Source organism: Priestia sp. SB1 (assembly GCF_038898415.1).
This window is the reverse complement of record NZ_JBBJSS010000005.1, coordinates 113,558-134,773: the sequence shown is the minus strand read 5'-3', so window position 1 is coordinate 134,773 and position 21,216 is coordinate 113,558. Positions and strand designations below refer to the sequence as shown.

The following is a 21,216-nucleotide window of genomic DNA, read 5'->3' as shown; positions in this document are numbered from 1 at the left end:
AAACAAATTGAAATACATATAAAAGGGTGGATTACAATGATGGATACAGAGAGAAAAGTGAATATCAGAGAAGAGTTTGGAACTTTATTTGCAGAAGGGGATTTTAAGAAGCTTTATGATTGTGTAAGCGAAGAATTTAAACGTCAAGTTTCCCTTCAGCAATTTTTGGAGCAGAGCAAATTGTTTAATCAAGGAGAACAGTTCTACAGACTAGAAACAAATCTTTATTTAACCCCTCAAATTGAGCAGTTTATTTGGATAAATTTTACGCAGAGAAAAGCCATCAGCGTTATGTTTGATGAACATAATATTATACAAGCACTTGTGCTTGCTCCTATAGAATCATTTTCAGAGAGAGAGAGATGGAGTACAAACAAATATACGATGCCGATTCAAAGTGAATGGTTTGTCTATTGGGGTGGAAAGCATGAGGTGTTGAACTATCACCATCCAGTCGAAAGCCAAAGGTATGCATATGATTTAGTCGTGCGAAAAGGAAAGCAAAGCTATAAAAATGATGGAATGAAAAACGAAGATTACTATGCTTATGGAAAAAAGGTTGTAGCTCCGCTTGAAGGAGTCGTTATCGCAGCAGCTGATGGCCAAGAAGATAATGAAATTGGACACACGAATAAAAAAAATCCTTTAGGAAATCACGTTATCATTGAACATGAAGGGAAAGAATACAGTGTGCTTGCACATTTGAAGCAAGGGTCGGTTTCTGTGAAAAAAGGAGACGTGGTTCGTAAAGGAACGCTGCTCGGAAGGTGTGGAAATTCCGGGAATTCATCCGAACCTCACATTCATTTTCACGTCATGGATGCCGCTGACATCGAAACGTCAAAAAGTTTGCGTATTCAGTTTCATGCGGCTATTGAACCGATTCGCGGAGATACAGTTATTCCATTTTTCTATTGATTAAAAGCCATAGCGTTTGCTGTGGCTTTTTATGCAGGGATTTCCTCAAATATAAAGTCAAGAAGCCGCTGAAACAAGTAAAGGATAATGGCTACGGTAGTCATGACAAGGAAAAGTCCAGAATGACTAATTTCATACAGATTATAAAGCCCAATTTTAGCGAGAAAAGGAACTATAACATAACCATGAATCAAATCCAAAATAATGTTAACCATTATGTACAAGATAAACCCGGGATACGTAAGGTAAAAAACAAAGATCGTAATCACAATATGAAGACAATAAATCGTTGCTCCCATGCTGGTAAGAAAAAATACGTTTTCTTGAACCGTCCACCAGTGCATTTTTTCCGCTACTTGATAGGCGATTGTCATCATTAATGCAGCAAACAACCCTACAGTAAAAAATCGTTTAACCCGCTGTTTATCAAGCAGCAGCAGTAAAAACCATGGAATAACAAGAATTCCCCATAATATAATTTGATTCATCCATCTTCCCACCTTTTATTTATCAGTAGTTCTTAGTGTAAGAAAGAATTGTAAAAATATACATTTCGCAAAGAAAACGTTTACAGTCAGATTTCTTATCTATATACTAAATACTAAATCTTGAATACTTGTATACAAGTTGGTTAAGGAAGTGATGACACATTAAAAAGGTAACCTACCCGGAAAGATGGCTTCGCGGAGCCTCGCTGGGAGAACAAGTGGTAAGCAAATTAAGAATTCAAATTATGAGCGGCGAGCTGAAGAAAGGAACCATACTATCAGAAAATCAGCTCTCGGCAGAGTTTAGAATGAGTCGATCTCCTATAAGAGAAGCGCTGCGGATCCTTTCAAACGAAGGGCTCATTGATTTACAGCGAATGGGAGCAGTTGTTATTGGTTTAACAACTAGGGATTTAAACGAGCTGTACGATGTTCGTCTGCTTTTAGAACACTTTGTCTTAGAACGTTTATCTGAAGTCAACCATGATTCGCTTATTAAAAAGCTGGAGCAAAGCATTGATCAAATGAAGATGGCAGCTAAATACGATGACTATGTAGAGTTTGCTTATCAAGATTTGCGGTTTCATGAGCTCGTGATTATCGAAGCAGACCACAAGCGGATATTAAAATTGTGGGAAAGCATCCGTGAAATTATTTTAGCTGCTCTTTTAATTACGACTGAAAAAAGGTTTCGAGATGATAAAGCAGCTGTGCTCCCACTGATTAAGCAGCATCATGAAATGATTAAGGCATTAAAGTCTCAAAATACAGAACGCATTCAAGATGAAGTGAAACGTCACTTTGAAGACACGCGCATAACAGCTTCACTTTTGAATGAAGCATAAAAAAGGGATAAAATATTCGAAATATTTTTTCTCTTCAACTTGTCGACAAGTGTACAAAGGGGGATGGAGAAATGAAAGCAGGTGTCTACGTTTCAGAAACAAAAGCCGTTATGCAGCAAAAAGCGAAACCGGTTATAAAAGAAGGAGAAGCGCTTGTAAAGGTGTCTCATGCTGGAATTTGCGGAACGGATATGATGATTTATTTTGGAAAACATCCTAGAGCACAGGCGCCACTCACTATGGGACATGAATTCAGCGGAGTGATAGAGGAGATCCGAGGAGAAACGGAATTTTCTTTAGGTGACCGCGTAGCAGTTGAACCTACGCTTAGCTGCGGAACGTGCGAAGCCTGTGTAAAAGGACAGTTTCACGTTTGTAAAAAGTTAAAACTAATCGGCATTGATCAAGATGGAGGCTTTGCGCAGTACGTGGCTGTTCCGGTGAACCGCCTTCACCTCTTGCCAGAGAAACTGTCTAGCGAGCATGCCGCTCTTGCAGAACCTGTAGCGGTTGCCGTACATACAGTAAGACGCTCGCGCTTGAAAGTAGGAGACCAAGCTGCCATTTTAGGGGCAGGACCTATTGGACTGCTGATCGGGATGATTGCGAAACGAGCAGGAGCAAAAAAAGTAATGATCTCAGATATTAGTTCTTATCGCTTAACTAAAGCGAAAGAACTTGGCTTTATACCAATTGATGCAGCGAAAAGAGACGTAGTAAAAGAAGTGCGTTTGCTTACGAATGAAGTCGGTGCAGACGTTGTATTTGAAGTAGCCGGAAATCAAATTACAGCAAAACAAATGGTTGAAACAAGCCGTATTCAAGGAGAGATTGTAGTGGTGAGCGTATACAAAAGCGCTCCAGAAGTAGATTTAGCAGCGATGCACTTTAAAGAAATTTCATTAACTACAACGAGATGTTATACAAGGGAAGATTTTCAGACGGCTATTGATTTACTGGCAAACGGTGAAATAGAAGCAGATTCTTTAATTTCTCATAAACTGCAGCTTGAAGATATTCAAGCGGGGTTTGAGTTTATGCAGCGGCCTGATGAATCACTTAAGGTTTTATTTGCACCAAACGGAGAGGAGAATGAACAATGACAGTAGATTTGTTTTCTTTAGATGGTAAAGTAGCAGCAATTACAGGAGCAACAAGAGGAATTGGAAGATCAATGGCGATTGCTTTGGCAGAAGCAGGTTCGGATATCGCTCTGCTGCAGAGATCAAAGGAATTTCTTGGAGTAAAAGAAGAAATTGAACGTCTGGGAAGAAAATGTTTTATTGTTAATTGTGATTTAGAAAATGCTTCTCAAGTAAGCGAAGCGATCTCATCGGTTGTTGCTTATTTTGGCAAGCTCGATATTTTAGTGAACAACGCGGGCATTCAAAGACGTTCACCCGCTGTAGACTTTGCAGAAGAAGATTGGGACGCTGTTATGAACGTTAATTTAAAAACCGTATGGCTGTTATGTCAGCAGGCGGGCCGCCAAATGCTTAAACAAGGAAGCGGAAAAATCATTAATATGGCATCTTTGCTTTCTTACCAAGGAGGTATTACCGTTCCAGCTTATGCCGCAGCAAAAGGCGGAGTTGCTCAGCTTACAAAGGCTTTATCTAATGAATGGGCAGCAAAAGGCGTAAATGTTAATGGAATTGTACCAGGGTACATTGCTACTGATATGAATGAAGCACTTATTAACGATGAAACGCGCAGCAGACAAATTATTGAACGTATTCCCGCAGGAAGATGGGGACAAGCAGATGATTTTAAAGGAGCAGTTGTCTTTTTAGCATCTGATGCGTCTGCTTATATTCACGGGCACTTGCTTGCCGTAGACGGAGGATGGCTAGGAAGATAACGCATGAACCAATAAATTTTTTCATATCATGAACAAACTCGATTAAAAGGGGCGTTCATGGTATGAAAGTGTGGGTATTGAATGTTGGTATTGCTGTCACAGTGCTGACAACTGCTTGGGCGGTGTATACAAAGCCTGAAGAGAAAGAGGTTTCGCTAGTTTCTTACAATCGGTTCTCCATAGCCGTCCCAAAAGAAAGCAGCGACTTTGAAAAAGAGTTAAAATCAGCTTTGACGCAGTATGGTTTTCAAGAGGTTAGAGTGCTGAATGACTATGCGGAAGCTCAAGTTCTCGTTCTTCTGCCCGCCGAACAACTTTCTTCCTATAAAAAGAAGGAGATTCAGCAAGTCGTAAATCAACTTGCCAAGCAGTATCACGTTAATCCTGATGTAGTTAATGTTCAGTTATATGAAAAAAAGTAAAAGCCTTTTAGAAAGGGGAATCCCCTCTATAAAAGGCTTTTTTTACTCTTTTTTCTTCTCTTGTTCAGCGAGCTCTTCTTGTCTTTTAAAATGTGATTTTCCTAACGCATACACAAAACTAAAAAACAAAGGAAGTAAAATAGTCAACAGCACAAGGCGAGTAAGCATATCGCCCAAGTCATTTCTCGTTAAGTAAATATTAATAGCTGCGATGACAATATAAATAAAAATCCCGAGGTTTCGTAAAAATCTCTTTAGCATAGATGCATTCATTTTTTTCACCTTACTTTTATATACTCACATTTAAGGTAAAGGAAACGATTAATAAAAGCAACCTATTTACTACAAAGCAAGAAGGAATACAGAAATTTATGATGAATGTTTATGTTTTATCTGAAAATTATGTGAATAAAATTGCTAACATGAAGCTTCTTTATACAGCAGTCTGCTTTTAGTACACCGAGTCAGTATAAACAGTTGCCTTCTCTTCAATTAGCTTTATTTTCTAAAAAGGTAAGGTGATGAGATGAAAAGAGTGCTGGTAATGGGCGTTTCTCCAGGAGTAGGAAAGTCCACATTTGCCAAGAAATTAGGGAAAAAGCTTGATCTAGAAGTACATCATTTAGACAGCCTGTATTGGCAGCCGGGCTGGACGGAAAGAGACAATGATAGTTTTAGAGAATTGCAGGAGCACATTGTAAAAAAAGACAGCTGGATTATCGACGGGAACTACAGCAATTCGTATGACCTGCGAGTGAAGCGTGCAGATACCATTATTTATTTAGAGCTTCCGCTAATCGTTTGTGTGTACCGAGTGATAAAGCGGAGGATTGTATATGCAAGAAAAACGCGTGAAGATATGGCAAAAGGATGTCCTGAAAAAGTAGATTGGTCATTTTTTACATTTATTCTTACGACGTACAGAGAGCGGCAAAAAAAGATGAGAAAACGGTTTGAAAAGCTTAGAAACGATGAGGATTGCAAGGTTTTTATGCTGATGAATAGAAAGGACATCGAAAACTATATACAAAACCTATAGGTGGAGTACGAGCTGAATTTTGAACAAAAACAGCCACGTAACAAGTTCGCTTGTTACATGGCTATATTAAAAAAACAATCATTTATTGTGTAATCTTCAGCATTCCTTTTTCGTCCAGCGCAACTGTTAAAGAATGATTGACCTTCACCGTTAATGGATGAACTTCAGAGTCTCGGTCCGAAAAAAACCACCGTCTTTTAGGCGCCCCTACAAGAAAAAATGCACTGCCGCTTCCTAAAAAGTTAAAGGTCTCGTTTAACGGCCTGTTGTTGCGCACGGTGATACCGGAGTTAATAAGCTGTGTCCCTACAGAGCGGACATGAGGCGTTGTCAAGTTGATTTCTCCTATGCTTAAAAGCGACTTAGGAGAAAAGGGGTCGTTGGATGGTGGGCAGTCTGAATATCTGGAAATGTATTCAACAATATTATGAGCAGGATCTTCAAAATAAAACGAATGAGCATCAAATGCTTCAAAATAAATCTCATCTTTCTTCTCTTCTGTATTGAGGAAGACTCTCTGAGTAGCCCATTTCTTTGCTTCCATAAAGCGGTTTGCTGGAACATTAAAAGCAAAATGGTAAAAGGGCTTTGTATGTAGAGAAGTTTCTTTAAAAGTTAGCTCACTTTCACCAACTTTAATGGAAAAAGAATCAGCCGAAACGGCGGTTAAAGGGAAATCGAGAGAGTTTACATAAAAATCCTTCATTTCGTCCAATAGATGAGTGTACAGGACAGCTTGATTAATCATCATAAACCATTCCTCCTTGTTTAAACGTTGTCTAAATCACATGGCATTAAACAGATGTTTCATTATCCCTTTGAACGCTGCTTTTCCAGTGAAGCTGAAAAGAGCCTTTATGCTCCGAGCCTATAAAGTTAACGCGATATCTTTTCGTTTTTTCAGGTGTTAAATAAAGAGAGTTATTAGTCATTTCAAAGAAACGTGTACGTCTTGGATCTTCTACATATAGAGAAAGGTCTCCACTTTTAGTGTTTTTAGATAGCGTAAAAGCATAGGTTACGCCTTTTTTGAGTTTAATGCTCCGAGAGTAGCGGCCTGTAAAGCTGTCATATTCTCCAAAAAAAACCTCACTTCGCTCTTTTTTTATTCTCCCACCTACAATTTGATTTTCCTGGCCGTTAAAGTTAATAAGTAAAAAAGAAATAAGAACAATAAGAAAACTATATTTAAACATAAAAACCTCCATCTACTAAATTATAGATAGTTTTGGATTTCGTCAAATAGTGTTATAGTTTAAAAAGGGAAAAATTAACAAAAAAAGTATTATCCCTTTACATGTTACGTCTAACAGAAAGGAGAAAAAATTGTCATCAGGCTAACGTATCTTATGGAGCAGGATATAAAAGAACTGCTAATGGAAAGTCAGCAGGAAGGTTTTGTCTTTCTTACAAAGCTAATAGCAGAATATAAAAATGCTCAAAACGTATTTAACAAAACAGGAGAAAGGTTGTGGGGAGTTTACGGTGAACAAAACCAATTAATAGCCGTAGCGGGCCTTAATCAAGATCCTTACAGTCAGTATACTAACGTTGGAAGAGTAAGAAGGTTTTATGTTTCAGCTCAGTTTCGGAGAAAGGGTATAGGCAAGCGACTTTTAAAAGAAATCATTCATTATGCAGAGAACTATTATGACACCCTTGTTCTCTATACAGATACGGAAGAAGCGACGTTATTTTATGAACGAAACGGCTTTAAACGCGTATACAATCAACATAAAATTACTCATGAATATAAACCAAAAATCAATATACTAAATGTTCATTAATCAAACCAACGGGCGTTTAATTCAATTAGGACATTAAAATAATATACGAATAACGCTCAGACAAAATCTGAGCGTTATTCGTTACCATTCATATTGCTAATTCACTATTAAAATAGATGCTAATTAGGCTTTTAATTACATGGCTTTTAGCTTGTTTTTTTGCATCAACCGAACCCGTTACTCTTTTTAGTTTGCTTTTTTGAGTTTGAGAGCTGTTTTAGGAGCAGGGCTTTTTTTAACAATATACAAACCGCTAAAAATAATAAGTCCTCCAAGCAGCTGCATGGAATTGATGGTTTCTCCAATGGCTACAGCAGCAAAGACAACGGCGAACAAAGGAATAACATACATGTAAACCATTACTTTTGTAGATCCAATTTTTCCGATTCCTACATACCACATTACCAGCCCGTACACCGTCACGAACAAAACAGAGTATGCCAAAGAGCTCCAGCTGCCTACATCTGTTGGCCATACAAGTGTTTGATAGGTGAAAAGACAGTAGACAGTAAGCGGAATAGCTCCGATCAAAGCAGACCAGGCAGTCACGCGCAAAGCAGAATATTTTACGACTAAAGGTTTTGCTAAAATTGGATACCAGCCCCACGCAACGGCCGCTACAATCCCCATGATATTTCCGAACCATGCAAGCTGCGACAGCGCATGACTAGAGTGACCAAACAGCAGTACAAACGCAGCCCCGAAAAAAGCAAGCACAGAGCCTAGCTGTGTTTTTAATGAAAAAGCTTCATGCTTATATAAGATAGCTAAGATTCCTGTGAAAATAGGAGACATCGAAATAAGTAAAGAAGCATTTGTAGCTGTCGTATATTTAACAGATACCATAAACAGCGTTTGATAGAGTGTAACGCCTACTATGCTGACCGCTATTAAACGTCCCCAGTCTTTCTTTTCGATTCGAATGCCTCGCTCTACGATTCCTGTAATAAGTAAAAGAATAGGAGCAACCGTTATAAAACGCAGCGCGCTAAATTGGATAGAAGACATATGAGCAACTCCAAATTTTCCGATTGTATAATTGGCTCCCCAAATTAACGCAACGGATAATAATATCCATTCCAGCCAGCCTTTTTTCATGTCATCACCTCGGGTAAATATATAAATTAAATAAGTGCGGATATCCTTAGTTACAAAGTATACAGGAAGAAATTATGTAAAAGGCCAGCCAATTCAGGTATTTTTATCTCATCCACTTGTTTATAATACAAACAAAAACGCAGCTGCAATGGCTGCGTTCATGACTGTTATCCACATTGTTCTATCTCATCTAATCGCACAAGTTCGACTTTAAAAGCATGATCAATCGGTCGAATTTCACAGTATCCTGAATCATATACGTGAATCAGTACAAAGCGTTTTCCTTTATATAGCACTTCTTTGTAGGCTGTCACGAGATACACCCTTTCTTTTCATAAGTTTGTTTTTCATTCTATGAACAAAAAACGACGTAATTGCCTAATATAAAAAGAATTTTTAAGGTTGATAAAATTGCTTGGCAAAACAAGTTCGCTTATACTGTACTGTGATTCTATTTACGTATAGGTTCTGATTAAGAACAGCTTTAGCATATGGATAACGAAACAAAACAGCAGTACATAAGGAGCAGCACATGGATATTAACTATTTATATACATTTAAAGAAGTAGCGAAGTGGGGGAGCTATACACGAACGGGCGAGGAATTAGGGTATGCTCAGTCAAGCGTTACCACTCATATAAAAAAATTAGAGGATCATTACGGTCAAAAACTATTTGAACGAACAGGACAAAAAATGAAGCTGACTCAGCCTGGTGAAGAATTGCTTTATTATGTGAATCAAGTAACCGAGTTATTAAATGAAGCAAAAGAGCGCCTTACTACGAATGAAGATGCTAGAGGAACAGTTTCAATAGGAACCGTGGAGTCGCTGGCCGCTTATTTTATTACACCGTATATTCGTGAATTAAAAAAGCAGCACCCTTCTCTAAAGATTATGCTAGAAGCGGGTTTATGTCCAAATTTAACACAAGGGATTATTGACGGAAAGTATGACGTAGCCGTTTTGCTTGATTGCCTTCAAACCTCTTCAAGTTTAGAAGTGATTCCTATTCGAAAAGAAAACATGGTTATGATTGCTTCGCCTTCGCATTTTTTTAGTGAAAAAAACAACGTTGTAATGGAAGAGTTTGAAGGTGAAACCATCATTTTAACCGAGAGCGGCTGCCCTTATCGTACGCTTTTAGAAGAGATGATGCGCAGCAGGGGTATTCATATGCAATCGGTGATTTCATTTAGCAGTCTTGAAGCAATTAAACAGTGCGTAGCGGATAATTTAGGTATTGCTCTTGTGCCAGAAATAGCGGTAAAACAAGAGATTGAAAATGGAAAACTGATTAAAATCCCGTTTGACCATGAAGAATTTTATCTTTATTCACAGCTCATATTCAAAAAGAAAAAATGGCTGACGGCACCCATTCAACACTTCATTTCACTTGTACAAGAAGGTTATCAAAAATATTGATAATAGATATAGAGAATCTTCAATAATGATGAAGCTGCTTTCGTGATACACTTTTTACAAGAAAAGAAAACTAGAGGTGTAGAACATGAATATATTTTTGCAGCACAATCCTACCAAATTATACTTTGGAAAAAATCAAATTACGAAGCTATCGCAAGAGCTTGCTTCTTATCATAAACAAGTAAACGTTCTGTTAGTATACGGAGGAGGAAGCATCAAACAAAATGGCGTATACGACGAAGTGAAAGCTGAACTTCAGTCTATTAACGCAGTTGTTCACGAGCTGTCTGGTGTAGAGCCGAACCCTCGTTTGACTACGGTAGCTAAAGGCGTTGACATATGTAAAAAAGAAAACATTGATTTTCTCTTAGCCGTTGGGGGAGGAAGCGTGATCGATTGTACAAAAGCTATCGCAGCTGGAGCCGTGTATGAAGGAAATACATGGGACTTAATTACACGTAAAGTAGACATTACAGGTGCTCTTCCTTTTGGAACGGTCTTAACACTTGCGGCAACAGGATCTGAAATGAATTCAACTTCTGTTATTACAAATTGGGAAACAAAAGAAAAGCTAGGTTGGACGTCTTCTCATGTATTTCCCGTCTTTTCTATCTTAGATCCGGCGTACACGTTTTCAGTGCCGCGCGACCAAACAGTCTATGGAATTGTTGATAGTATGTCCCATGCGCTTGAACACTATTTTCACCGCACAGAAAATACGCCGATGATCGACGGCTTTATTGAATCATTGCTAAGAACAGCTGTACAAGAAGGTCCTAAGCTTCTTACAAACCTGACTTCTTATCAGTATCGCGAAACAATGATGTATATCAGCACGACGGCTTTTAACGGAAGCTTAGCAAACGGAACGGACGGGGGAGACTGGGCTACTCATCGTATTGAACATGCTCTGTCGGCCGTGTATGATATTCCCCACGGAGGCGGCCTTGCTATCTTGTTCCCTAATTGGCTGGAGCATGTGCTAAAAGAAGATCCTTCTCGTGTAAAACAACTGGCTGTAAACGTATTTGGCATCAACCCAGAAGGAAAAAGCGATGAAGAAACAGCAATGGAAGGTGCAAAAGCGCTTCGCACTTTCTGGAATGACTTAGGAGCCCCGAACAGCTTGCGTGACTATGATATTGATGACTCTGAATTTGATGCGATTGTTGAAAAGACCTTTGTAAAACCAGGTGTTGGTACTTATAAAGAGCTTGATTATGCAAGCGTTCGAGATATTCTAGAAAGATCCAAATAAAAAGACGAGCTGCCTGCTCGTCTTTTTTATATGTACTTAATAATCCATTAGAAGATAAAGAAAGAGAAAAAAGCACAGCAAGATGCAGCCTGCTCCTACCGTTATTTCGGAAAAGCCTTGAATAAACGTATTTTTGGGAATGCCTCCTTCATTTTGTAGCTGAAATACGCGTTTTCTTTTGCGCTCATGAACGATTACCAACGAACCAAAAGCAACCGATAATAATGTAAAGAGCGGCACCACAATTAAAAACAGCTTAATAGAATACGCCCAGTACGATATATAGAGCGTATAATACATTGCTCCAGTACTTAAGGCAAAGAGTAGTAAAGAAAATAAAAACCACTTCGTAAAACGGTTTTTGCTCATGTATGGTTCACTTCCTTTTATCAAGTGCGTCTTATGATGTAGACAATAAAACACGTCTATCATTTTACCAAAACTTTTTGGTACATTCTATTTTAGCGGAAAAATAGGGTTTGCAAGTTTCTTAAAAGTGGTATAGTTCCTAAGAACTATCCGTGTATACATACAAAAAACTGATGATAAATGAGGGAGAAGATGAGCTATGGGATGCGACGCGTGTCTGCCAATTAGGACAGGATATACGGTTTCTTTTCAGCAATCAAGGGATGCAAAGAAATTGGAAAAATACTTTAAAGATATTTCTCAAAACCAATGGAAGACTCTTGGAGAAGATATGATCTGGATGAGGGAAGATATCTTTTGGGATTTTATGGATTATGTTCATCGGCATCTAGACCCTCGGCATGTGTGGGCTGTAGAAGCCAAGCAGCGGAGCCCGTTTGAAAACCTGCGGCGTATGGAGCCAATCACCGCTTTCCAAAAAATGAAAGATGCCTTGTGGATTGATGAGCTGATTGAAGACAAGCGAATTTGCTCGTATTATCAGCCGATTGTATCGGTTGATAATGAACGCGTGCATATCGTTGGCCACGAAATTTTATCAAGAGGATTAGAAGAAGACGGAAGTATTATACCTCCTTTTAAAATGTTTGAAGCTGCTCAAATAAGAAATAAAACCTTCGCTCTTGACCGAGCCTGCCGCTTAGAAGCTGTAAAAAATGCTAGTATTATTGATCATCAGCTGATTTTTATTAACTTTATTCCTACAGCAATATATAACCCTGAGCATTGCTTAGCATCTACATTTACATTAATTAAAGAATTGAATATAAAGCCCGAGCAAATTGTGTTTGAAGTGATTGAAACGGAGGATGTTCAAGATATTGAGCATTTGAAAAACATTTTGAATTATTATCGCTCCCACGGATTTAAATATGCTTTAGATGACGTAGGAGTTGGCTATAATACGCTGAATCGGCTTTTAGAAGTGGAGCCTGACGTCGTGAAATTGGCATTTGAATTCACAAACGGAGTCAGTAAGAATGAGAAACAGAAAAAAGTGGCCCAAGAGATGTTAGCTATCACCCATAAAATGGGGGCGCAGGCTCTTGCAGAAGGTGTAGAAACAGAAGAAGATTTAAAATGCCTGATAGAGATGGGTTATGATTTGTTTCAAGGGTATTATTTTGCAAAGCCTAATCCTAAACCTTTAAAAGAGATTCATTCTATTTACGTTTAGCAGCCAAAAGCAGAAGAACAGAAACTTCTGCTTTTTGTATGAACGAAAGTAAGAATACTCAAAAAATAAACAATTCACTTTCATTTTGCTAAATAGTTTACAGAGAAAGGGAAGTGCTATAAGATGATAAATATTAATTCTTAGTATTTCTATCAGAAAAGGAGTGGATGATTTGGCACAAACGTTGCACTCATCATATAAATCAAAGCCAACTACTGTTGTAACAGAATTAAGCCCTATGCAAAAGCCGTTATTTGCAGGAGGGGTTATAGCAGCGGTTATTTTACTTCTAGCGATTGTGCTAACGACTGATTGGAAGCAAGGTGTGTTATTTATTATCGGTCTAGCACTAGGAATGACGCTTCTGTACGCACGTTTTGGCTTTACATCAGCATTTCGCCGACTCGTATCTGTCGGCAACGTTCAAGGCTTGCAAGCGCATATGCTTATGCTAGGGATTGCGTCAACGCTGTTTGCTATTATTTTAAGTACAGGCTTTAGCTTTACAGGGGTAACGCCAAAAGGATATGTTTCACCTGTAGGAGTCAGCGTGATAGTTGGTTCGTTTATGTTTGGAATTGGCATGCAGCTAGGAAATGGATGTGCCTCAGGAACGCTGTATTCGTTAGGCGGTGGCTCTTCTTCCATGATTTTAACGCTTTTAGCCTTTATTGTAGGCTCTATGTTCGGGGCGTATCATTTGCCATTTTGGCAAAAACAACCTTCGCTTCCTCCTATTTCATTAGCTGAATCGACAGGCCTTGGTTATTTTGGTGCTTGGATTGTACAGCTTATCGCGTTTGCAGCGATTTACTGGATTACGATTCAAATTGCCAAAAAGAAAAATCCGCCTATGATGAAGCAGCTTCCTACGACAAAAGGGTGGAAAAAGATCATTCGCGGCTCTTGGCCTCTATTCACTGCAGCGATTGTACTGGCTGTATTAAATGCATTAACGCTGGCTGTGAGAGGAAATCCTTGGGGTATTACTTCTGCCTTTGCTTTATGGGGCGGAAAAGCAATGATGGCAGCTGGAATAGATGTATCAAGCTGGGGATTTTTCCAAGGTGCAAATGGAGAAGCGCTAACGCAAAGTGTGCTAGCAGACTCTACCAGCGTATTGAATTTTGGGATCATACTAGGCGCTTTCATTTCAGCGACGGCGCAAGGAACGTTCAAACCAGGAAAGATTAAACCCGGGGTTGCAGGAGCAGCTGTTGTGGGGGGCCTTTTAATGGGATATGGTGCGCGACTTGCTTTTGGCTGTAACATTGGCGCTTACTTTGGCGGAATTGCTTCATTTAGTCTTCATGGATGGGTATGGATGGTTATGGCAATGCTTGGCACAGGCTTAGCACTATTTATCCGCCCGTTATTTGGACTCAAAAACCCTAAATCTAATGATTCGATTTGTTAAGTTTAAATAAAACCTTCTTTGCATGAGCAAAGGAGGTTTTTATTTTAGGTGATGTTTGGAATCGCTCTGCTATTTTGTGAATCACTTGAAGTTTAGTACAGCTCATCAGTTTTCTCCGCAGCGTTTGCGCTACTTTTCTCTTAGCCAAATCCTCTTGTCCTAACCCAAAAAGAGTATAAAAACTTCCTTTTTTTATAAAAATTTCACTTATTTTGCCGATATAACAGGAGAATTGTATGTATTTGGCGAAATAAGCAGTAAACACCAAGTCCAGACACAGTTATCAAAACGTAAAAAGGGGTTTTAACGTTACATGAACAAGTATTTAAAAAAAGCTGTTATTTATGGAAGTTTGTGTTTTTTACTGGGAGCGTGCGGAGGAGCAGGAGAACAAACCTCTTCTGAGCCGCAGAAAAAAGAAGAAACAGTAAAGTCTAAAGAAGAAGCGAGTAAAAAAGAGAAAAAAGACGCAATCAATACAACTATTAAAGTTAGCGCAGCAGGAGATTTTACCTTAGGAAACGATGAAAGCTTTGGGTACGATTCTACTTTTAACGACGTAGCAGCAAGAAATGGCCTGCCGTATTTTACGCAAAATGTAAAATCGATCTTTGAGCAAGATGACTTAACAACGGTTAATTTAGAAACAACGCTGACAACTGCGACGGAAAAAGCAAGTAAAACATTTCGTTTTAAAGGTGATCCTTCGTTTGTAAATATTTTAAAACAAGGAAGTATTGAAACCGTTAACTTGGCTAATAATCATACGCATGATTATTTACAGCAAGGATATGATGATACACGAGAAAACTTAAAGAAAAGCGGAATAGGCTATTTTGGCTATGAAGATACATATATTACAACGGTAAAGGGAGTCAAAGTAGGATTGCTTGGATATCCGGGCTGGGATGACACAAAAGAAGTAAGAAGTCAGATTAAAGACGGAATTAAGTCTTTAAAAGAAAAAGGCGCTAAAATTATTATTGTGCATTTCCACTGGGGATCTGAACGACACTATGTTCCTGATACAGCGCAGCAGGCACTGGCGAAGTATACAATTGATAACGGAGCAGATTTGATTTTAGGTCATCACCCTCACGTTGTTCAAGGAATTGAAGAATACAAAAATAAATTTATTGTCTATAGCTTAGGAAACTTTATGTTTGGCGGAAACAAAAATCCAAGTGATAAGGATACATTTGTATTTCAGCAGACGTTTACGATTAAAGATGGAAAGCTAACGACAAACAAAGACATCAATGTGATTCCATTCCGCATTTCTTCCACAACGGCGCGAAACGACTACCGACCTACGCCTTTAACAGGAGCAGAAAAGGATCGAGTGAAAAATAAACTGATTGATGTTTCCAATCAAATCAAACAGGAAAAGTGGACGGTCTACGATGAAGATAGTAAATGAAGCTCTCAGCACTGAGAGCTTTTTTTATAAAATAAAGCAGAAATAACTAAAAAAATGATATAATGTAAAAAAATAGATAAAAGGTGGAACTATGGTTAATATAGGTGATATTATTTTTCAAATTCTTATGCTGCTGATCCTGATAGGAATAGCAGGAGTAATAATTGCATTTATTATAGGCTTAAAAAGGTTGATTCAAAAGCAGGGGGCAAATGAAAAAAGGCTTCAGAGAATGGAACAAAAATTAGATGATATGCTGAAAAATAAAGAGTCATGACTATACAGAAGCACTGTTAACACATCAGTGCTTCTGAACTTGACATTTTATAAAAAAGCAGTAAGATATGTATACATCGTTTATATAGGGAGGAAGTTACATGGCAAAGTCAAAAGCAAAAAAAATGCGTGATAAAATGACGCGTGAAGGAAAACGAAATCCAGAATTAAACCGCAGCCTGTTTATATTTGCAGACATGGAAACGCGTAAAACCAAAACAAAGAAGGAAAAACTTCAGCATCAGCACACAAAACATAAAAAACGATTATCAGACGGAGCGTACAGTACCGGAGATGATCGTTTTTTTATTGCGCTTCATACATCTACAAAATGAAAAAAGAGCTTTTTGACTATCCATCTTCACTTTGCCTCAAACATTTTTACTGTAAACTTTCACAAAAAACCCTTATGATAGGAAAAGAAGGAGATGAACTAAGAATGCTTACGATTGAAAAAGTACCTAAAAGCCAAGCGGGCGTTTTGCAAAATTTGTATTCTCTTTATCTCCATGATTTATCTGCGTATACACCTTCTTTAGATATTCGCGAAGATGGAGCTTTTCATTTTGAAGAGCTGCCCTTGTTTTGGAAAGTAGAAGGCCTCTCGCCATACTTTATTAAAGTAGATGATAAGCTGACGGGCTTTTTTTTACTTCTTGAACAGCCCGCACTTCAGCAAGAAGCAGATTACTGCATCAATGATTTTTTTATCTTAAACAAATACCGAAAGCAGGGCATTGCTTCTGAAACGGTAAAAGACATTTTCTCTCATCGAAAAGGAACGTATATGATTATTGAGCTTGCAGGCAATAAGCGGGCTATTTCATTTTGGAAACATATTTATGAAAGCTTACATATTTCCTTTCAAGAAAAGAAAATTGAACTTGACGGAGAGCCAACTCTTATTCAAACGTTTAGTGTGTAAAACCTTTCTGGAAAACAGAAGGGTTTTTTATTTAAACTAAATATTAACAATTTTCAACAAATTATGTATAATTAAAGATGCTTGTCGACATTTATTCACAGGAGTATTCCTGTAAAGGAGGAGTAAAATGAAAGCGTTATCTAATTTCTTCACGGCGCTTGTTCAGCGCTTTTTACCTGATCCGTTTGTATTTGCTTTAATCCTGACTCTGATTTTATTTGTATCAGGTATTGTTTTTACTCCTCACGGGCCGATTGAGATGGTTCAGTTTTGGGGAAGCGGCTTTTGGAACCTTCTTGCATTTGCGATGCAAATGAGCTTAGTGCTTGTCACAGGGCATGCGCTTGCTAGCTCGCCGCTTGTAAAGAAGTGGCTTGTAAACATAGCACTGTTAGCCAAAACTCCGGCGCAAGGGGTTATTCTGGTCACGCTAGGCGCAGCCATGGCTTGTATGATTAACTGGGGGTTTGGCTTAATTGTAGGTGCCCTGTTTGCGAAAGAAGTAGCGAAACGCGTGCCGGGATCTGATTATCGGTTTTTAATTGCCTGTGCTTACATAGGGTTTTTAACATGGCACGGAGGCTTGTCAGGTTCGATTCCTCTTGTCGCTGCTACACCTGGAAACCCAATGGAAAAAACGGCTGGACTTATTCCGCTGTCAGACACGATTTTTACAGGCTACAACTTATTTATTACCCTCGGATTATTAATTGTCCTTCCTATTATGACAAGACTGATGATGCCGACGGGAAAAGAAGTGGTAGAAATCGATCCAAGACTATTGGCAGAAGATGAAATGGCGCCGGCTACAGTTGTTGAGACAACTTCTTCTAAGCCAACATTTGCTGTACGCATGGAGAACAGCAGGTTTTTAAGTCTAACAATTGCACTTCTTGGGTATTCATATTTAATTTATTATTTTGCTACAAACGGTTTTAAAATGGATATCAACACAGTGAATTTATTGTTTTTTACGACGGGTATTTTACTTCACCGCACGCCTTTATCCTATATGAATGCCGTTTCCAATGCTGCGAAAGGAACCGCTGGGATTGTGATTCAGTTTCCATTCTACGCAGGTATTCAAGGCATGATGGAGCTATCAGGCTTAGGCGGGAAGCTAACGAACGCATTTATCTCGATTTCAAATGAAACGACATTTCCGTTTCTTGCGTTTTTAAGTTCTGGCGTTGTGAACTTTTTTGTTCCGTCAGGAGGAGGACACTGGGTTGTACAAGGACCTTTTATTATGCCGGCAGCTGAACAGCTCGGCGTAGATCCGGGAGTCGCTGCGATGGCCATTGCTTACGGAGAAGCATGGATGAATATGGCGCAGCCGTTTTGGGCACTACCTGCACTAGCTATCGCAGGGCTCGGAGCACGCGATATAATGGGCTACTGCGTGACGACCTTAATTGTATCAGGCTTTATTTTTGCTATAGGACTAACGTTTTTTTAATACGAAAAGGTCAGCCGAAAAGCTGACCTTTTTTCATTACTTTTTTCTTTCCCAAGCGTATCTATCTACTTTATAAACCAACTTCGCGCGCACTCCAGTCCCAAAATTCTTCTGCAAGCCGCTCATTTTTTGCTCTTGAAGAAGGAGGAGTCACGCGTTTTTTATAAAAATAAGCGCCGCTAATATGCGTCACTTCAGGACTGTCAGCTAAATAAATAGCTGTTTCGGCACCTTGAAGAGGTGTTAAAAAGAAAGGGCGAAGCACGGCGTGAATGCTTTTTCCAAAACCTGTTTGACGATTAACGCCGATAGCGGTAGAAACGGCTCCGGGGTGAAGGCAATTTACGGTTACAGAGGTGTCTTTTAACTTTTTACTTAAATGAACCGTAAATAAGTTATTTGCTAATTTAGACTGAGAGTATCCTCGCCACATTCCGAATCCTGTTGTTAAGTGAGGGTTGTTGAGGTCTATTTTTCCCGCTTTATGAGCACCGGAGCCAACGTTTATAATGCGTCCCTGTTGAGATTTTTTCAGCGGATCTAAAAGTAAATTAGTTAATAAAAAGTGACCCAAATGATTGACACCAAGCATCATTTCAAATCCGTCTTGTGTTGTTTCCCGCTTAATTGTCACGACGCCCGCGTTATTAATCAGCACATCAAGTACACTGTAGCGAGACGTAAAGTCTTCACTGAAAGCCCGGATACTGTCAAGAGAACCTAGGTCACAGGTCATAAGAGATATGGAATCCGATCCGCTTTGGCGTTTCGCTTCTTCTAAAGCGGCATTTCCTCTTTCTTCATTTCGGCATACCATAATGACTTTGAATCCTTTTTTAGCTAGTTCAATCGTTGTGGCCAGCCCCATTCCTGAATTGGCACCTGTAATTAGCGCTCGTTTTGCTGTCATGAGTATGTTCCTCCCAACTACATCTTTTTTCTAGTGTATAAGATAAGAAGATATGTCGTCCACTTCTAGCTTTTTCTTTTATTTCTTTCATGCTTTAGAAAAGTATGTAAAATGTGCACAAGGGAGAAAATGTTGCACAAAGGTCAATATTTTACACCCTACTCGTCAATTAAAGCGGTTTCATAAATAGCGGATTTCGCTAAAATAAGACATAGGGAGGTGCTAGTAAGATGAATAGCCAAAGTAAATTACAGGAGACAGAATATGTTCCTTTAGAGCAAGAACTTAAAAGAGAACCATCAGTTAATACGAAAAAACGTAAAAATTTGAAAAATGCAGGTTTATTTGCTCTATTTGTAGGGCCCGCACTTTTAGCGTTTTGTGTGATTGTACTTATACCATTTTTTACAGGGATTTATTACTCATTTACAGACTGGAACGGAGTAAACGGCACGATTAACTGGGTGGGGCTTGATAACTTCAAGTACTTGTTCACCGAAGATAAGCAGTTTCAGCAGTCGTTTTGGATCACAACAAAATATACGGTCGTTGCGATTATCTTAACGAATGTGGTTGGGTTCGTGTTAGCAATCCTTGTTACTCAAATGTTAAAAACACGAAATATTTTACGTACGGTTTTCTTTATGCCGAATTTAATTGGCGGACTTTTACTAGGATTTGTATGGCAGTTCATTTTCGTAAAAGGATTTGCATCTATCGGACAAATCACGGGAATCTCACTTTTTGAACTTCCTTGGTTAGGAGACGCAAAAACAGCATTTTGGGGCATCGTGATTGTAAGTGTATGGCAAGGAGCAGGTTATATCATGCTTATTTACACAGCAGCACTGCAAAACGTACCGCAAGAGCTGATTGAAGCAGCAAAAATTGACGGAGCAAGCAGATGGCAAATTCTTCGTCACATTACAATTCCAATGGTAGCGCCGGCAGTAACGGTTTGTTTATTCTTAACGATTTCATGGTCATTTAAAGTATTTGATGTCAACTTATCATTAACAAACGGTGGTCCATTCAAATCAACAGAAATGTTAGCGCTTAACATTTATACAGAAGCATTTGTGAATAACAGATACGGTCTAGGTGAAGCAAAAGCCTTAATTTTCTTCATCGTCGTAGCAGCGATTACGATTATTCAAGTAACATACACGAAGAAGAAGGAGGTTGAATCGTAATGGGAAACAAATATACGAGCAAAACCTTTATTGTTGAAATTTTAGCGGTCCTGCTTGGACTGGTGTTCTTGGTTCCCTTTTATTACGTGCTTTCAAACTCACTGAAGTCATTTGCAGAAATTTTATCAAACACATCGGCACTGCCAACAACGATTCAGTTTCAAAACTTTGTTAATGCATTTAACCAAATGAACTACTTAAAAGTGCTTAGCAACTCGCTAATCATTACAGTCATCAGTAACGCAGTTCTAGTCATCTTCTGTTCAATGGCAGCTTACATGCTGGTTCGAACAAAGAAAAAAATCAGCAGCATTATCTTTATGGCATTCGTAGCGGCAATGGTTATTCCATTTCAATCCATCATGATTCCACTTGTAAAAGTAGCAGGAAACTTAAATCTGTTAAACAGCATTTGGGGTATTGTGATCATGTACTTAGGCTTCGGTTCAGGTATGACGATTTTCTTATACCACGGATTTATTAAAGGAATTCCAGTTGAGCTAGAAGAAGCGGCAATCATCGACGGATGCTCACGTCTAGGCGTATTTTGGAGAATTGTGTTCCCATTATTAAAGCCAATTACAGTAACTGTCGTCATCTTAAACAGCCTATGGATTTGGAATGACTTCTTACTTCCGTCTCTTGTTTTGCAAGATCCTGAGCTAAGAACGATTCCGCTTGCGACATTCTTCTTCTTTGGTCAGTATACAAAGCAGTGGGATTTAGCACTAGCAGCACTTGTAATCAGTATTATCCCGCTATTAATCTTCTTCTTTGCAATGCAAAAACACATTGTTAAAGGAATTACAAGCGGTTCAATTAAATAATAGAAGCGGCAACAGGGCTGGTTTTGAGGCTGAGGCATCAAAAC

At 38.8% G+C, this 21,216-nt stretch carries 26 protein-coding genes; 18 read left to right on the top strand and 8 right to left on the bottom strand.

What is annotated here, in order from left to right; genetic code table 11:
• Positions 1-39: 39 nt before the first annotated feature.
• Entirely contained in the window at positions 40-918 is an 879-nt protein-coding gene (locus WKH56_RS18885; protein ID WP_342836179.1) for a M23 family metallopeptidase, read from the top strand.
• A 29-nt stretch (positions 919-947) separates the two neighbouring features.
• Here WKH56_RS18885 and WKH56_RS18880 read toward each other — a convergent pair whose 3' ends face one another.
• Positions 948-1,406 carry a hypothetical protein gene (locus WKH56_RS18880; RefSeq protein WP_310883902.1) on the bottom strand — a complete coding sequence of 153 codons (459 nt, stop codon included), beginning with the start codon at positions 1,404-1,406 and terminating at the stop codon, positions 948-950.
• Between the two features lie 218 nt (positions 1,407-1,624).
• Here WKH56_RS18880 and WKH56_RS18875 point away from each other — a divergent pair, with 218 nt between their 5' ends.
• The 4 genes from WKH56_RS18875 (at position 1,625) to WKH56_RS18860 (ending at position 4,534) form a co-directional block, all read left to right on the top strand.
• A complete protein-coding gene (locus tag WKH56_RS18875; RefSeq protein WP_310883901.1) occupies positions 1,625-2,251 on the top strand; it encodes a GntR family transcriptional regulator in 627 nt (208 codons plus the stop codon).
• Positions 2,252-2,322: 71 nt separating this feature from the next.
• A complete protein-coding gene (locus tag WKH56_RS18870; RefSeq protein WP_028412930.1) occupies positions 2,323-3,354 on the top strand; it encodes a zinc-dependent alcohol dehydrogenase in 1,032 nt (343 codons plus the stop codon).
• Entirely contained in the window at positions 3,351-4,112 is a 762-nt protein-coding gene (locus WKH56_RS18865) for a glucose 1-dehydrogenase (RefSeq protein WP_034268851.1), read from the top strand. The genes WKH56_RS18870 and WKH56_RS18865 overlap by 4 nt, the downstream gene beginning before the upstream one ends.
• Positions 4,113-4,174: 62 nt before the next feature.
• Positions 4,175-4,534, top strand: a complete 360-nt coding sequence (locus WKH56_RS18860) for a hypothetical protein (RefSeq protein WP_028412931.1) — start codon at positions 4,175-4,177, stop codon at positions 4,532-4,534.
• Positions 4,535-4,576: 42 nt separating this feature from the next.
• On the opposite strand, the gene WKH56_RS18855 is transcribed toward WKH56_RS18860, so the two are convergent.
• Positions 4,577-4,807 (bottom strand): hypothetical protein, encoded by a 231-nt coding sequence (locus tag WKH56_RS18855; protein WP_013057513.1) that lies wholly within the window; start codon positions 4,805-4,807, stop codon positions 4,577-4,579.
• 253 nt (positions 4,808-5,060) lie between these two features.
• Here WKH56_RS18855 and WKH56_RS18850 point away from each other — a divergent pair, with 253 nt between their 5' ends.
• Positions 5,061-5,573: a P-loop NTPase family protein gene (locus WKH56_RS18850; RefSeq protein WP_028412932.1), complete on the top strand. Its 513-nt coding sequence runs from the start codon at positions 5,061-5,063 to the stop codon at positions 5,571-5,573.
• A gap of 82 nt (positions 5,574-5,655) precedes the next feature.
• Here the strand turns inward: WKH56_RS18850 and WKH56_RS18845 are convergent, their stop codons facing one another.
• Both WKH56_RS18845 and WKH56_RS18840 read right to left on the bottom strand, forming a co-directional pair.
• Positions 5,656-6,324 carry a glyoxalase gene (locus tag WKH56_RS18845; protein ID WP_048019082.1) on the bottom strand — a complete coding sequence of 223 codons (669 nt, stop codon included), beginning with the start codon at positions 6,322-6,324 and terminating at the stop codon, positions 5,656-5,658.
• 43 nt (positions 6,325-6,367) lie between these two features.
• On the bottom strand, positions 6,368-6,769 hold the full coding sequence (locus WKH56_RS18840; RefSeq protein WP_048019083.1) for a hypothetical protein: 402 nt from the start codon (positions 6,767-6,769) through the stop codon (positions 6,368-6,370).
• Positions 6,770-6,922: 153 nt separating this feature from the next.
• Between WKH56_RS18840 and WKH56_RS18835 the strand changes: the two genes are divergently transcribed.
• Positions 6,923-7,360: a GNAT family N-acetyltransferase gene (locus tag WKH56_RS18835; protein WP_048019084.1), complete on the top strand. Its 438-nt coding sequence runs from the start codon at positions 6,923-6,925 to the stop codon at positions 7,358-7,360.
• A 186-nt stretch (positions 7,361-7,546) separates the two neighbouring features.
• Here WKH56_RS18835 and WKH56_RS18830 read toward each other — a convergent pair whose 3' ends face one another.
• On the bottom strand, positions 7,547-8,458 hold the full coding sequence (locus WKH56_RS18830) for a DMT family transporter (protein WP_048019085.1): 912 nt from the start codon (positions 8,456-8,458) through the stop codon (positions 7,547-7,549).
• 167 nt (positions 8,459-8,625) lie between these two features.
• Positions 8,626-8,772 (bottom strand): hypothetical protein, encoded by a 147-nt coding sequence (locus WKH56_RS18825; protein WP_013057506.1) that lies wholly within the window; start codon positions 8,770-8,772, stop codon positions 8,626-8,628.
• A 218-nt stretch (positions 8,773-8,990) separates the two neighbouring features.
• Between WKH56_RS18825 and WKH56_RS18820 the strand changes: the two genes are divergently transcribed.
• The gene (locus WKH56_RS18820) at positions 8,991-9,881 is read left to right on the top strand and encodes a LysR family transcriptional regulator (RefSeq protein WP_048019086.1); all 891 of its coding nucleotides are present in this window, start codon (positions 8,991-8,993) and stop codon (positions 9,879-9,881) included.
• An 85-nt stretch (positions 9,882-9,966) separates the two neighbouring features.
• Entirely contained in the window at positions 9,967-11,139 is a 1,173-nt protein-coding gene (locus WKH56_RS18815) for an iron-containing alcohol dehydrogenase (protein ID WP_048019087.1), read from the top strand.
• Between the two features lie 36 nt (positions 11,140-11,175).
• On the opposite strand, the gene WKH56_RS18810 is transcribed toward WKH56_RS18815, so the two are convergent.
• A complete protein-coding gene (locus WKH56_RS18810) occupies positions 11,176-11,508 on the bottom strand; it encodes a hypothetical protein (RefSeq protein WP_048019088.1) in 333 nt (110 codons plus the stop codon).
• A gap of 199 nt (positions 11,509-11,707) precedes the next feature.
• Here WKH56_RS18810 and WKH56_RS18805 point away from each other — a divergent pair, with 199 nt between their 5' ends.
• From WKH56_RS18805 to WKH56_RS18775, 7 genes are all read left to right on the top strand, one after another.
• Positions 11,708-12,745: an EAL domain-containing protein gene (locus WKH56_RS18805; protein ID WP_048019089.1), complete on the top strand. Its 1,038-nt coding sequence runs from the start codon at positions 11,708-11,710 to the stop codon at positions 12,743-12,745.
• Between the two features lie 172 nt (positions 12,746-12,917).
• Positions 12,918-14,162 (top strand): YeeE/YedE family protein, encoded by a 1,245-nt coding sequence (locus WKH56_RS18800; protein ID WP_048019090.1) that lies wholly within the window; start codon positions 12,918-12,920, stop codon positions 14,160-14,162.
• 313 nt (positions 14,163-14,475) lie between these two features.
• Complete coding sequence (locus WKH56_RS18795; RefSeq protein ID WP_014459640.1) at positions 14,476-15,582, top strand: CapA family protein; 1,107 nt, start codon at positions 14,476-14,478, stop codon at positions 15,580-15,582.
• A gap of 91 nt (positions 15,583-15,673) precedes the next feature.
• Positions 15,674-15,859, top strand: coding sequence for a DUF4083 family protein (locus tag WKH56_RS18790; protein WP_013057499.1), 186 nt, complete (start codon positions 15,674-15,676; stop codon positions 15,857-15,859).
• 100 nt (positions 15,860-15,959) lie between these two features.
• Positions 15,960-16,193 (top strand): hypothetical protein, encoded by a 234-nt coding sequence (locus tag WKH56_RS18785; RefSeq protein WP_028412944.1) that lies wholly within the window; start codon positions 15,960-15,962, stop codon positions 16,191-16,193.
• A 104-nt stretch (positions 16,194-16,297) separates the two neighbouring features.
• Entirely contained in the window at positions 16,298-16,783 is a 486-nt protein-coding gene (locus tag WKH56_RS18780) for a GNAT family N-acetyltransferase (RefSeq protein WP_028412945.1), read from the top strand.
• Between the two features lie 127 nt (positions 16,784-16,910).
• Positions 16,911-18,242 carry a TIGR00366 family protein gene (locus WKH56_RS18775; protein ID WP_014459643.1) on the top strand — a complete coding sequence of 444 codons (1,332 nt, stop codon included), beginning with the start codon at positions 16,911-16,913 and terminating at the stop codon, positions 18,240-18,242.
• A gap of 70 nt (positions 18,243-18,312) precedes the next feature.
• Here WKH56_RS18775 and WKH56_RS18770 read toward each other — a convergent pair whose 3' ends face one another.
• A complete protein-coding gene (locus WKH56_RS18770) occupies positions 18,313-19,152 on the bottom strand; it encodes an SDR family oxidoreductase (RefSeq protein ID WP_310883899.1) in 840 nt (279 codons plus the stop codon).
• A 230-nt stretch (positions 19,153-19,382) separates the two neighbouring features.
• Here WKH56_RS18770 and WKH56_RS18765 point away from each other — a divergent pair, with 230 nt between their 5' ends.
• On the top strand, positions 19,383-20,345 hold the full coding sequence (locus WKH56_RS18765) for a carbohydrate ABC transporter permease (protein ID WP_028412947.1): 963 nt from the start codon (positions 19,383-19,385) through the stop codon (positions 20,343-20,345).
• Positions 20,345-21,172 carry a carbohydrate ABC transporter permease gene (locus WKH56_RS18760; RefSeq protein WP_013057493.1) on the top strand — a complete coding sequence of 276 codons (828 nt, stop codon included), beginning with the start codon at positions 20,345-20,347 and terminating at the stop codon, positions 21,170-21,172. The genes WKH56_RS18765 and WKH56_RS18760 overlap by 1 nt, the downstream gene beginning before the upstream one ends.
• Positions 21,173-21,216 lie beyond the last annotated feature (44 nt).